Annotated in this window: 12 protein-coding genes and 3 tRNA genes; all 15 read left to right on the top strand. The window is 69.4% G+C overall.

Annotation, left to right across the window (positions count from 1 at the left end; genetic code table 11):
- Positions 1 to 43: 43 nt before the first annotated feature.
- A tRNA-Thr gene (locus Pma05_RS29200) sits at positions 44 to 116 on the top strand.
- Between the two features lie 25 nt (positions 117 to 141).
- Positions 142 to 214, top strand: a tRNA-Met gene (locus tag Pma05_RS29195).
- Positions 215 to 346: 132 nt separating this feature from the next.
- Positions 347 to 514 (top strand): 50S ribosomal protein L33, encoded by a 168-nt coding sequence (gene rpmG, locus Pma05_RS29190; protein WP_203860687.1) that lies wholly within the window; start codon positions 347 to 349, stop codon positions 512 to 514.
- A 273-nt stretch (positions 515 to 787) separates the two neighbouring features.
- On the top strand, positions 788 to 1,234 hold the full coding sequence (locus Pma05_RS29185; RefSeq protein WP_203860686.1) for a MaoC family dehydratase N-terminal domain-containing protein: 447 nt from the start codon (positions 788 to 790) through the stop codon (positions 1,232 to 1,234).
- 1 nt (position 1,235) lies between these two features.
- Positions 1,236 to 1,628, top strand: coding sequence for a MaoC family dehydratase (locus Pma05_RS29180; RefSeq protein ID WP_203860685.1), 393 nt, complete (start codon positions 1,236 to 1,238; stop codon positions 1,626 to 1,628).
- Positions 1,629 to 1,819: 191 nt separating this feature from the next.
- A tRNA-Trp gene (locus Pma05_RS29175) sits at positions 1,820 to 1,892 on the top strand.
- Between the two features lie 276 nt (positions 1,893 to 2,168).
- Complete coding sequence (secE, locus tag Pma05_RS29170) at positions 2,169 to 2,558, top strand: preprotein translocase subunit SecE (RefSeq protein ID WP_203860684.1); 390 nt, start codon at positions 2,169 to 2,171, stop codon at positions 2,556 to 2,558.
- Positions 2,559 to 2,596: 38 nt separating this feature from the next.
- The gene (gene nusG / locus Pma05_RS29165) at positions 2,597 to 3,316 is read left to right on the top strand and encodes a transcription termination/antitermination protein NusG (protein ID WP_203860683.1); all 720 of its coding nucleotides are present in this window, start codon (positions 2,597 to 2,599) and stop codon (positions 3,314 to 3,316) included.
- A 183-nt stretch (positions 3,317 to 3,499) separates the two neighbouring features.
- Complete coding sequence (gene rplK, locus Pma05_RS29160) at positions 3,500 to 3,931, top strand: 50S ribosomal protein L11 (protein WP_203860682.1); 432 nt, start codon at positions 3,500 to 3,502, stop codon at positions 3,929 to 3,931.
- Positions 3,932 to 4,021: 90 nt separating this feature from the next.
- Entirely contained in the window at positions 4,022 to 4,735 is a 714-nt protein-coding gene (gene rplA, locus Pma05_RS29155; protein ID WP_203860681.1) for a 50S ribosomal protein L1, read from the top strand.
- A gap of 170 nt (positions 4,736 to 4,905) precedes the next feature.
- A complete protein-coding gene (locus Pma05_RS29150) occupies positions 4,906 to 6,057 on the top strand; it encodes an ATP-binding cassette domain-containing protein (RefSeq protein ID WP_203860680.1) in 1,152 nt (383 codons plus the stop codon).
- Positions 6,054 to 6,743 carry a hypothetical protein gene (locus tag Pma05_RS29145; protein ID WP_203860679.1) on the top strand — a complete coding sequence of 230 codons (690 nt, stop codon included), beginning with the start codon at positions 6,054 to 6,056 and terminating at the stop codon, positions 6,741 to 6,743. Before Pma05_RS29150 ends, Pma05_RS29145 begins: the two co-directional genes overlap by 4 nt.
- Before the next feature lie 381 nt (positions 6,744 to 7,124).
- Positions 7,125 to 7,667, top strand: a complete 543-nt coding sequence (rplJ, locus tag Pma05_RS29140) for a 50S ribosomal protein L10 (protein ID WP_203860678.1) — start codon at positions 7,125 to 7,127, stop codon at positions 7,665 to 7,667.
- A gap of 62 nt (positions 7,668 to 7,729) precedes the next feature.
- Complete coding sequence (gene rplL / locus Pma05_RS29135; protein ID WP_203860677.1) at positions 7,730 to 8,113, top strand: 50S ribosomal protein L7/L12; 384 nt, start codon at positions 7,730 to 7,732, stop codon at positions 8,111 to 8,113.
- Positions 8,114 to 8,776: 663 nt separating this feature from the next.
- Positions 8,777 to 12,208, top strand: coding sequence for a DNA-directed RNA polymerase subunit beta (gene rpoB, locus Pma05_RS29130; RefSeq protein WP_203860676.1), 3,432 nt, complete (start codon positions 8,777 to 8,779; stop codon positions 12,206 to 12,208).
- The last annotated feature ends 132 nt before the right edge of the window (positions 12,209 to 12,340 follow it).

Raw genomic sequence — 12,340 nt, 5'->3', positions numbered from 1 at the left:
TGTACTCTTACCTCTGCGCGCCACCGGGAAAGATCGCGTGCGTGCCCCCTTAGCTCAGTCGGCAGAGCGTCTCCATGGTAAGGAGAAGGTCTACGGTTCGATTCCGTAAGGGGGCTCAGAGGGTTCTGTTGGACCCGCCACGGCGGTGTAGCTCAGATGGCAGAGCAAGCGGCTCATAATCGCTGTGTCGCCGGTTCAAGTCCGGCCACCGCTACTCTCGGGCGCCGGGCCCAACCCGGAGACCGAAACAACAGGGCGCCGACGGCGCCCACTTTGCGTGTCCGCGTGGCAGGCGTCTACGCTGGTACGTCGTAGTTCAGTCCGCTAACGAGGAAGGCGCCCCGCCGTGGCCAAGGCGACCGATGTCCGTCCCAAGATCACTTTGGCGTGTGTGGAGTGCAAGGAGCGCAACTACATCACGCGTAAGAACCGCCGGAACGACCCGGACCGCATCGAGATGAAGAAGTTCTGCCCCCGGGACGGCAAGCACACCCTGCACCGCGAGACCCGCTGATCCGCCGCCGACGTCGGTCGGCTCACCCAGACGCCCAGGATCGCCGTTCCGGCCCCGGTGAGCGCGCCCCGAGCCCGCTCCGCCGAGGCGCCCGGGGCGGCGATTCTGCTGCCTGCGGCCGGCTCTCTCCGGGCATCCGCCGGGCTCGCTCCGGCCGCTCGTTTGTGGTCCCGGTGGGCTCGTTCAGCACGCTCGTTTGTGGTCATGGCGGGCTCGTTCCGGCCGCTGGGCGGTGGCCCCGGCGGCTCGCCCCGGCCGTGTAGGTTCGGCGGCATGTCCCTGGACCCGTCCTTCGTCGGCCGCAGCTATCCGCCGACCCCGCCCTACCAGGTGGGCCGCGAGAAGATCCGAGAGTTCGCCACGGCGATCGGCGCAGTCGAGCCGGCGTACCACGATCCGGATGCCGCCCGGGCGCTCGGGCACGCCGACGTGGTGGCGCCGCCGACCTACCCGTTCACGATCACCATGGCGGCCAGCCGGCAGATCGTCGAGGATCCGGAACTCGGCATCGACTACAGCCGGGTGGTCCACGGCGACCAGCGGTTCCGGTACACCCGGCCGGTGGTGGCCGGCGACGAGCTGGTCTGCGTGAACACCGTCGAGGAGATCGTCAACCGGGCTGGGAACAGCTTCATGACCACCCGTACCGAGGTCAACACGACCGCCGGGGAGCCGGTGGTCACCGTCTGGACCAAGCTCGTCGTACGCGGAGAGGGCTGAGATGGATCTTTCACCTCGTACCTTCCGGATCACCCGCGCGGACCTGGTCCGATACGCGGGCGCCTCGGGCGACTTCAACCCCATCCACTGGAGCGACCGGTTCGCCACCAAGGTGGGACTGCCCGGGGTGATCGCACACGGCATGTTCACCATGGCGCTGGTCGGGCGGGCGGTCACCGACTGGGCCGGCTCGCCGGACGCGGTGGTGGAATACGGAGTCCGGTTCACCCGGCCGGTCGTGGTACCTGACGACGACGAGGGCACCGAGATCGAGGTGCGCGCCGCCGTCCGGGGCGAGCCCGAGGACGGACTCACCCGCCTCGACCTGACCGCCACCTGCCACGGCGAGAAGGTGCTGGCCCAGGCGCGGGCGGTGATCAGGACCCCGGCCTAGGGGCTGTCTCGCGGATCTCGCTCCACCGAGATCCACGAGACAGCCCCTAGTTCCGCCGGCGGACCAGCTACGACGAGCTCGCCGGGGCAGACCGGTTGGGAAACTCGTGCCTCTACCCGTACACTGGTCCGCCGTGGGGCAAGTGGCCTCTACTCAGGCGTGCGTGTCTGGGTGGGTCCAGCTGTCCGCACAGGGGTGTAGCTCAATTGGCAGAGCAGCGGTCTCCAAAACCGCAGGCTGCAGGTTCAAGTCCTGTCACCCCTGCGCCTACGGCCTGACCGATCCCGGGATCGGCGTCGCCATCACCTGTGGCGGCCGGCTCGTGTTGGTGGTATCGGCGGGGTCGAGCCGAGGCGGTGCGTCCGCCCGGTCCGTTCCCTGACGGATCCGCCGGCCGCGGGCCGTTCCGGGGACGGTCGTCCGGGGGTTCGGTCGAGGGCGGTTGGCGCCCGCGGCGGAGACTCCGGGTTCCGGCCGGCGTGAAAAGCGCAGCGCGCGTCCACCGACGCGCGTACCAACCACCCGGCGACGGAGGGCGAAGTGGCCGAGAAGAATCGGCGCGACGAGGACGACAACGACCGTCTCGACGACGAGACGATCGACGACGTTGTCGACGATGACGCCGACGACGAGGCGGACGAGCCGGTCGGGCGTGGCGGCACCGCCACCCGGGAGCGCACCAAGGCCGATTCGGCGGACAGCAGGCCCAAGACCAGGACCGAGGGTCGGGTCGGAATATTCGGCCGGCTTGCCCGGTTCTTCCGCGAGGTCGTGGCAGAGCTGCGTAAGGTCATCTGGCCGACCCGTAAGGAGCTGCTGACCTACACCGCCGTGGTGGTCGTGTTCGTCGCCGTGGTGCTGACGATCGTGGCCGGGCTGGACTACGCCTTCGCCCGCGCGGTGCTGTGGGTCTTCGGCGGCTCCAGCTGACCACCTGCCCCACCTGATAGTGACGGAAGTGAGCGAGCGTGCCTGAGTACGACGAGACCGCCGAGACCCCGGACGAGCAGTCCGCGGTGGCGACGGCGAGCGGTACCGAGTCGGTCGAGGCCGCCAACGACCCGGAGTTCGGCGCCGCCGAGGCGCCGGACGAGGACTACGACCCGGTTGCCGAGCTGCGGCAGAAGCTGCGCTACGCGCCCGGCGACTGGTTTGTGGTCCACTCGTACGCCGGTTACGAGAACAAGGTCAAGACGAACCTGGAGACCCGGATCACCAGCCTCGACATGGAGGAGTTCATCTACCAGGTCGAGGTGCCGACCCGGGAAGAGATCGAGGTCAAGAACGGCAAGCGCCTCCAGGTCCAGAACAAGGTCTTCCCGGGCTACATCCTGGTCCGGATGGAGCTGACCCCGGAGTCATACTCCTGCGTGCGCAACACCCCAGGGGTGACCGGCTTCGTCGGCGCGACCGACCGGGCCGACCGGCCGGCGCCGCTCTCGCTCGACGAGGTGCTCAAGTGGCTCGCCCCGGCGGTGGAGACCGAGACCAAGAAGGCGAAGCCGGAGGTCAAGGTACTCGACTTCGAGGTCGGTGACTCGGTCACCGTGACCGACGGCGCCTTCGCGTCGTTGCCGGCCACGATCAGCGAGATCAACGCCGATCAGCAGAAGCTCAAGGTGCTGGTGTCGATTTTCGGTCGGGAGACTCCGGTCGAGCTGAACTTCAACCAGGTCGCCAAGATCTGATCGGCGGCCCGCGCCGCGCCCGGCCCCGGCCAGCCTCAAACCGGCCCCGGTCGACCTCGACGCAGCGCCCTCACGGGCGCTGCGCTACTCTTGAACGTCGCCCGCCACGGAGGCGCGTTTGACCGTGCGCGCCGACGGGTGACCTCAGGTGCACGTTCCCCAGTTTCAAGCCCAGGAAGAGACATGCCTCCGAAGAAGAAGCTCGTCAAGACGTTCACGCTTCAGCTCCCGGCGGGCCAGGCCACCCCGGCGCCGCCGGTCGGTCCGGCGCTGGGTCAGCACGGCGTCAACATCATGGAGTTCTGCAAGTCCTACAACTCGCAGACCGAGGCGCAGCGCGGTGACATCGTGCCGGCCGAGATCAGCGTGTACGAGGACCGGACCTTCACCTTCGTGCTGAAGACCCCGCCCGCCGCCCGGCTGCTGATCAAGGCCGCCGGCGTGCAGAAGGGCTCCGGCGTACCGCAGAGCGAGAAGGTCGGCTCGGTCACCCGCGCCCAGTTGCGCGAGATCGCCGAGAAGAAGATGGCCGACCTGAACGCCAACGACCTCGACCAGGCCGAGAAGATCATCGCCGGCACCGCCCGGTCGATGGGCATCACGGTCAAGGAATAGGTCCTCCTTTCCACCCCTGACCGGCACGACCAGTTCGTGGGAGGGCCGCGGCACTCCGCAGCCCGCCAGACACCACAGGAGTAATCAGAGATGCAGCGCAGCAAGAGCTACCGCAAGGCCGCCGAGGCCATCGACCGGGACAAGCTCTACACCCCGGCCGAGGCCGTCAAGCTGGCCAAGGGGAGCAGCACCGTCAAGTTCGACGCCACGGTCGAGGTCGCGATGCGCCTCGGCGTCGACCCCCGTAAGGCCGACCAGATGGTCCGGGGCACGGTCAACCTGCCGCACGGCACCGGCAAGACCGCCCGCGTGATCGTCTTCGCGGCTGGCGCCAAGGCCGAGGAGGCAACCGCAGCCGGAGCCGACGTGGTCGGCACCGACGAACTGGTGGCCCGGATCCAGGAGGGCTGGCTGGATTTCGACGCGGCGATCGCCACGCCGGACCAGATGGCCAAGATCGGCCGGATCGCGCGGATCCTGGGCCCGCGCGGTCTGATGCCGAACCCGAAGACCGGCACGGTGACCATGGACGTCACCAAGGCCGTCTCGGAAATCAAGGGCGGCAAGATCACGTTCCGGGTGGACAAGCACTCCAACCTGCACCTGATCATCGGCAAGGCCTCGTTCTCCGAGACCCAGTTGGTCGACAACTACGCCGCGGTGCTCGACGAGGTGCTCCGCTCCAAGCCGTCCGCGTCCAAGGGCAAGTACCTCAGGAAGGTCACCCTCACCACCACCATGGGCCCGGGCGTTCCGATCGACCCGAACGTGGTGAAGAACCTGCGGGAGTCGGACGCGGCCTGAGCCCCGACCGACCCGGTCAGTCCCGTCCGACGCGGGGCGCCCTGCGAATTTTCGCGGGCGCCCCGCGTCGGCGTTTCCGGAGTACCGGCGGGCTTTGCGCCGCTGCCGTCGCCATCCGCCGACGCGCGGCGCCTCCGCGTTCCGGGCGGCCCTGTGGCACCCTCCTATCCGTGCGACTGGATCAGGTCTGGCTGCGGTACGGCGTCCGCGCCCCGTGGGTGCTGCGCGCGGTCGAGGTGGAGATCAGCCCCGGGCAGAGCGCCGTGGTGCTCGGCCGCAACGGCGTGGGCAAGTCGACGTTGCTCCAGGTGGCCGTCGGGGTACTGGACCCGACCCGGGGAGTGGTACGGGACCGGCCTGCGACGGTCGGCTGGGTGCCGGAGCGGTTTCCGGCGGACCAGCCGTACACCGTCGGGCAGTACCTCACCGGGATGGGCCGGATCCGGGGGCTCTCCGGCGCGGCGGCGGCCCGTACCGTGGCCGGCTGGATCGAGCGCCTCGGGCTGGCGGCGTACCGCGACGTCCGGCTGCCGGCGCTCTCCAAGGGCACGGCCCAGAAGGTCGGGCTGGCCCAGGCCCTGCTCCGTCCGCCCGGTCTGCTCGTCCTCGACGAACCGTGGGAGGGGCTGGACGCGCCCACCCGCGAACTGGTCCCCGAGCTGATCGGAGAGGTACTGGACGGCGGCGGCGCCGTACTGGTCAGCGACCATCGCGGCGAGACGGTCCGGCTGCCGCACGCCGCACGGTGGAACGTGGCCGACGGGACCGTGACCGTGTCGTCGCCGGCCACCGCCGACCGCCGGGTCGCCGGATCCAGGACGCCGGTCGGGACCGTCCCCGCCGTGCCTCCGGTCGCCGCCGACCGGCGGGTCTCCGGGGCAGGGACCTCCGTGGTGGAGATCGCGGTGCCGACCGTCCAGGCCCTGGAGACGGTCGCCGCGCTGCGCCGCGCCGGCCACCAGGTGCTCGGAGTACGCCTCGCCGAGCCGCCGCCCGCCGGGCACGGTGACACCCCGGCCGAGCTGCCGGCTCCGCCCCGCACCCCAACCGCCTCGGGTACCCGGGCCGCCCCCGGCGCCCAGGCGGTTCCGGCCGTCCCCGCTGTTCCGGCTGTTCCGGGTGGCTCGGTTGTCCCCGCTGTTCCGGCTGTCCCCGCTGTTCCGGCTGTCCCCGCTGGTCCGGCTGTTCCGGCTGTTCCCGCTGTTCCGGGTGGCCCGGGTGTCCCCGCTGTTCCGGGTGGCCCGGGTGTTCCGGCTGCCGGGGTCGACGGGGGCGGGGAGCAGCCGGCGAAGCCCGTCGTGGCGACCGGGGAGGAGTCGTGACCGCGCTGGCCCGGATGCGGCTGGTGGGCTTCGTCCGGACCGCCCGGGCGCTGCCACCGCTGATCGCCGGGCTGGTCGCGCTCACCGTGCTGTACGGGGGCGGCGCCGCGCAGGCCACCGAGGCGTACGGGGTCTCCGCCGTGGTGCTCTTCCCGGTACTTGCCTGGCAGACCAAGCTGCTGCTGGACACCGAGCCGGACACCCAGCGCCGGCTGGCCGTGGTCGCCGCCGGTCGCCGGGCGGAACTCGCCGGCGGGGTCATCGCCGCCGGGCTGGCCGGGCTGGCCCTGGTCCCGGTCGCGCTGCTGCTGCCCTGGCTGGTGGGCGGAGTGACCGGGCCCGAACGGCCGGGTGACCTGCCGCTCGCGCTGGGCCTGACGGTCGGGCTCTGGGCACACCTGCTGGTCCTGCCGGCCGCCGTCGCCCTGGGCGCGCTGGCCAGCCGGGCGGCCACCAGCAGCCCGCTGTACGGGCTGGCCGCCCTGGTCGGCGGAGTCGTCGGCGTGTACGTCCTCGGGCTGAAGGACTCGGTGCTGCCCTGGATCGCACCACCGGTACTCGCCACCGCTCGGGCCAGCACCGCCGGGCCGGACGGCTGGTCGGTGGCGCTGTTGACCGGGCACGCCCTGCTCTGGAGCGCGGTGGCGCTGGCCGGTTACGCCTGGCTGCGCCGCCGCCGGAGGTGACCCGGGGACGGTGGCGGGTGCGCGGCGACGAGCCGGGGGTGCCCCCGGGACGCTTGGACGTGAGCGGGGGCACCTCAGGCGATTTGGCCGCCAGGGCATCCGTCCCGTACTCTGGTGAGTCGGTCAAGGTAACTTGGCCGACGTTCTAACCCAGAGACCGCTGGTCACCGTGCCCCGGCACGGTCGAAGGTCCCGCTCGACGGGCAGCCCGCGCAGGGGAGACGGTAGCGTGTCAGGTTGTGTCCGCATGACCTATCCGCCCCGTGCGCCCTGCGCCGGGGCTTCTCTCGTTGCGGCGGAACCTCCGATCCCGCCCGGGCTCCGATCGCGCCGACGGCCGATCGGGCCGTGGCCAGCCTGGAGCAACGAGAGAGGAGGGACATGGCGGACAAGCCGGTTCGGGCCGACAAGGCCACCGCCGTCGCCGAGCTCACCGAATACTTCCGCAACTCGGGAGCCACCGTGCTCACCGAGTACCGCGGTCTGACGGTCGCCCAGCTGACCCAGCTGCGCCGCTCGCTGGGTCGGGACACGACCTACGAGGTGGCGAAGAACACGCTGGCCAAGCGTGCCGCGACGGACGCTGGCATTGCCGGTCTCGACGAGCTGTTCAGCGGTCCCACCGCGCTGACCTTCGTCTCCGGTGACGTGGTCGAGGCGGCGAAGGGTCTGCGGGAGTTCGCGAAGGCCAACCCGAAGCTCGTCATCAAGGGTGGCGTCTTCGAGGGCCGGGCGATCACCGCGGACGAGGTCAACAAGCTCGCCGACCTCGAGTCCCGCGAGGTGCTGCTGGCCAAGATGGCCGGCGCGATGAAGGGCAGCCTGAGCAAGGCCGCTGCCCTGTTCCAGGCGCCGCTGGCGCAGACCGCCCGCCTGGCGGCTGCCCTACAGGACAAGCGTGAGAAGGAGGAGCAGGCCGCCTGAACGGCCAGCTCTCCCGGTACCCCGATATTCGTGTAAGAGACTCAGAAAGGACGCCAGACACCATGGCGAAGCTCAGCACCGACGAGCTGCTCGACGCGTTCAAGGAGATGACGCTGATCGAGCTCTCGGAGTTCGTGAAGCAGTTCGAGACCACCTTCGACGTGACCGCCGCCGCGCCGGTGGCCATCGCCGGCGGTGGCCCGGCGGCCCCGGCCGCCGAGGCCGAGCCGGAGCAGGACGAGTTCGACGTCATCCTGGAGGCCGACGGCGGCAAGAAGATCCAGGTCATCAAGGTCGTGCGTGAGCTGACCGGCCTGGGCCTGAAGGAGGCCAAGGACCTCGTCGAGAGCGCGCCGAAGGCGGTCGTCGAGAAGGCCAACAAGGAGACCGCGGAGAAGGCCAAGACCAAGCTGGAGGCCGAGGGCGCGAAGGTCACCCTCAAGTAGTTTCCGCAGCACGTCGCCGCCGGGCGTCCGTACCGACCAGCTCTCCGTTCCGCCGAGCGGGAGGCCGCAGGGGTACGGGCCACCGGAGGCGGCTCGCGTCGGCCGAGTGAGCTGACGCACAGCAATGTCGCCGACGGGCGGCGGTCCGGCGTCGGATCGCCGCCCGTCTCCGTCCGCTGACAGGCTGCGACCGTCGATGATCAGGGCTTTGGCGGCTCGGACGGCTGCCGGCGGCCCGTCCGGCCGGCCAGGCTCGGATGGCGACCCGGGTAAAGACGTCGCCCGACCCGGGCATCAGCCCTTGACGCGGCACGAACCGGCAGGCACGCTGACATCAGCAAGACCTTCCGCGCTTGCGACGGCCGACACCTGGGTAAGGGCCACGGCAGCACCACGAGCCGCTGGTCACTACGAGGCCTAGCGGGATGCGTGCGGGACGTGTGAGCGCGCTCAGCGCGCGCCAGTCGACGGCTGGCGACACGTTCTGCAACGCCCTGCCGTGGTGGGCTGGACAGCGGTTAGCCGCTCGGCTACACTGCTAGTTTGCGCTGCCTTCCGACTTGACCCCTGCTCGGAATGTCCAGTTATGGGCGTTTGGAGTGGGGCCATTGGAGTGCACGCGTAACAGCCGTTCTGCAGCACCGGTCCTCGGAAGGACGCATCTTGGCAGCTTCCCGCCCTGCGAAGACCAGTCGTACGTCGAGCGCTTTCGCGCCCCGCCGAATTTCCTTCGGCAGGATTACCGAACACCTCGAGGTCCCCAACCTCCTCGCCATCCAGAACGAGTCGTTTGACTGGCTGGTCGGCAACGAGGCTTGGCAGGGCCGGTCGGCCGACGACCCGCACGCTCGATCGGGTCTCGCCGAGATCCTCGACGAGATCAGTCCCATTGAGGACTTTTCTGGCACTATGTCGCTCTCCTTCTCCGCGCCCCGCTTCGACGAGGTCAAGGCCTCGATCGAGGAGTGCAAGGAGAAGGACCTGACCTACTGCGCCCCGCTGTTCGTGACCGCGGAGTTCACCAACAACACCACCGGCGAGATCAAGAGCCAGACGGTGTTCATGGGTGACTTCCCGATGATGACGCCGAAGGGCACCTTCATCATCAACGGCACCGAGCGCGTGGTGGTCAGCCAGCTCGTCCGGTCCCCGGGCGTCTACTTCGACAAGCAGCCGGACAAGACCTCCGACCGCGATCTCTCCAGCGTCAAGGTCATCCCGAGCCGGGGTGCCTGGCTGGAGTTCGACATCGACAAGCGCGACACCGTGGGTGTCCGCATCGACCGTAAGCGCCGGCAGGCCGTCACCGTCCTGCTCAAGGCTGTCGGCTGGACCAACGAGCAGATCCGCGAGCGGTTCGGCTGGTCCGAGCTGATGATGACCACCCTGGAGAAGGACCACATCGCCGGGGTGGACGAGGCGCTGCTCGACATCTACCGCAAGCTCCGGCCGGGCGAGCCCCCGACGCGGGAGAACGCCCAGACCCTGCTCGACAACCTCTTCTTCAACCCGAAGCGGTATGACGTAGCCAAGGTCGGTCGATACAAGTTCAACAAGAAGCTCGAAGTCGGCGTGCCGATGAACACCGGCACGCTGACCGAGGACGACATCGTCGCCACCGTGGAATACCTCTGCCGGCTGCACGCCGGTGAGGAGGGCTACGAGGCCGACGACATCGACCACTTCGGCAATCGCCGGCTCCGTACCGTGGGCGAACTGATCCAGAACCAGGTTCGGGTCGGTCTCTCCCGGATGGAGCGGGTCGTCCGGGAGCGGATGACCACCCAGGACGTCGAGGCGATCACCCCGCAGACCCTGATCAACATCCGCCCGGTGGTGGCGGCGATCAAGGAGTTCTTCGGTACGTCGCAGCTGTCCCAGTTCATGGACCAGACCAACCCGCTGGCGGGGCTGACCCACCGGCGCCGGCTGAGCGCGCTCGGCCCGGGTGGTCTGTCCCGGGAGCGGGCCGGCTTCGAGGTCCGGGACGTGCACCCGTCGCACTACGGCCGGATGTGCCCGATCGAGACGCCGGAAGGCCCGAACATCGGCCTGATCGGCGCCCTGTCGACCTTCGGTCGGGTCAACCCGTTCGGCTTCATCGAGACGCCGTACCGGAAGGTGGTCGAGGGCCGGGTCACCGACCAGATCGACTACCTGACCGCCGACGAGGAGGACCGGTTCGTCAAGGCGCAGGCCAACACCGCGCTGCGCGCGGACGGCACCTTCGCCGAGGATCGGGTCCTGGTCCGCCGGAAGGGCGGTGAGGTCGACTACGTCGCTCCCACCGCGGTCGACTACATGGACGTGTCGCCGCGCCAGATGGTGTCGGTCGCCACCGCCATGATCCCGTTCCTCGAGCACGACGACGCCAACCGGGCACTGATGGGCGCGAACATGCAGCGCCAGGCGGTGCCACTGGTCAAGGCCGAGTCGCCGCTGGTCGGTACCGGGATGGAATACCGGGCCGCGGTCGACGCCGGTGACGTGGTCGTCGCCGAGGTCGGCGGCGTGGTCGAGGACCTGTGCGCCGACTACGTGACGGTGCACCAGGACGACGGCCACCGGCGTACCTACCTGCTGCACAAGTTCCGCCGCTCCAACGCGGGCTCCTGCGTCAACCAGAAGCCGATCGTCTTCGAGGGCGACCGGGTGGAGGCGGGCCAGGTCATCGCGGACGGTCCGTGCACCGACGACGGCGAGATGGCGCTCGGCCGCAACCTGCTGGTCGCGTTCATGCCGTGGGAGGGCCACAACTACGAGGACGCGATCATCCTGTCGCAGCGCCTCGTCCAGCAGGACGCCCTCACCTCGATCCACATCGAGGAGCACGAGGTCGACGCCCGGGACACCAAGCTCGGTCCGGAGGAGATCACCCGCGACATCCCGAACGTCAGCGAGGAGATGCTCGCCGACCTCGACGAGCGCGGCATCATCCGGATCGGCGCCGAGGTCGTCACCGGCGACATCCTGGTCGGCAAGGTCACGCCCAAGGGCGAGACCGAGCTGACCCCGGAGGAGCGGCTACTCCGCGCGATCTTCGGCGAGAAGGCGCGCGAGGTCCGGGACACCTCGCTGAAGGTGCCGCACGGCGAGACCGGCACGGTCATCGGCGTACGCACGTTCAGCCGGGAGGACGGCGACGAACTGCCGCCGGGCGTCAACGAGCTGGTCCGGGTCTACGTGGCACAGAAGCGGAAGATCCAGGACGGTGACAAGCTCGCCGGCCGACACGGCAACAAGGGCGTCATCTCCAAGATCCTGCCGGTCGAGGACATGCCGTTCCTGGAGGACGGCACCCCGGTCGACATCGTGCTCAACCCGCTCGGTGTGCCGAGCCGGATGAACATCGGCCAGGTGCTGGAGACCCACCTCGGGTGGGTCGCCAAGACCGGCTGGCAGGTCCAGGGTGAGGACGCCGACTGGAAGCGGGCGCTGCGTTCGATCGACGCGCACGAGTCCGAGCCGGACACCAACGTGGCGACGCCGGTCTTCGACGGCGCCAAGGAGGAGGAGATCTCCGGTCTGCTCTCGTCGACCCTGCCCAACCGGGACGGCAAGCAGCTGATCGGCGCGAGCGGCAAGGCGCAGCTCTTCGACGGACGTTCCGGCGAGCCGCTGCCCGACCCGATCGCGGTCGGCTACATCTACATCCTCAAGCTGAACCACCTGGTCGACGACAAGATCCACGCTCGGTCGACCGGCCCGTACTCGATGATCACGCAGCAGCCGCTGGGTGGTAAGGCGCAGTTCGGTGGCCAGCGGTTCGGCGAGATGGAGTGCTGGGCGATGCAGGCGTACGGCGCCGCGTACGCGCTCCAGGAGCTGCTGACGATCAAGTCCGACGACGTACTCGGCCGGGTCAAGGTGTACGAGGCGATCGTCAAGGGCGAGAACATCCCCGAACCGGGCATCCCGGAGTCCTTCAAGGTGCTGCTCAAGGAACTCCAGTCGCTGTGCCTCAACGTAGAGGTGCTCTCCAGCGACGGTGTGGCCCTGGAGATGCGCGAGACCGACGACGAGGTCTTCCGGGCTGCGGAGGAACTCGGCATCGACCTGTCCCGGCGTGAGCCGAGCTCGGTCGAAGAGGTGTGAGGTGCGTGGTGGGGTTGGGGCGGAGCAAACCGCTCCGGGCGGTCAGGCTTGATCCCTCCGCGGGTTGCTCCGCCCCAACCCTCCAGCACGGTGAGCTAGTGGTAAAACGACACGACACGAGGGACATATAAC

It is taken from the genome of Plantactinospora mayteni (genome assembly GCF_016862935.1).
Classification (GTDB): Bacteria; Actinomycetota; Actinomycetes; order Mycobacteriales; family Micromonosporaceae; genus Plantactinospora; species Plantactinospora mayteni.
This window is presented reverse-complemented; position numbering and strand designations above follow the sequence as displayed.

Excerpts from the sequence above, each read along its gene's own strand:
- rplJ (WP_203860678.1), top strand. The coding sequence starts at position 7,125 with ATGGCGGACAAGCCGGTTCGGGCCGACAAGGCCACCGCCGTCGCCGAG.
- Pma05_RS29180 (WP_203860685.1), top strand. The coding sequence starts at position 1,236 with ATGGATCTTTCACCTCGTACCTTCCGGATCACCCGCGCGGACCTGGTC.
- Pma05_RS29185 (WP_203860686.1), top strand. The coding sequence starts at position 788 with ATGTCCCTGGACCCGTCCTTCGTCGGCCGCAGCTATCCGCCGACCCCG.
- rplA (WP_203860681.1), top strand. The coding sequence starts at position 4,022 with ATGCAGCGCAGCAAGAGCTACCGCAAGGCCGCCGAGGCCATCGACCGG.
- rplK (WP_203860682.1), top strand. The coding sequence starts at position 3,500 with ATGCCTCCGAAGAAGAAGCTCGTCAAGACGTTCACGCTTCAGCTCCCG.
- rplL (WP_203860677.1), top strand. The coding sequence starts at position 7,730 with ATGGCGAAGCTCAGCACCGACGAGCTGCTCGACGCGTTCAAGGAGATG.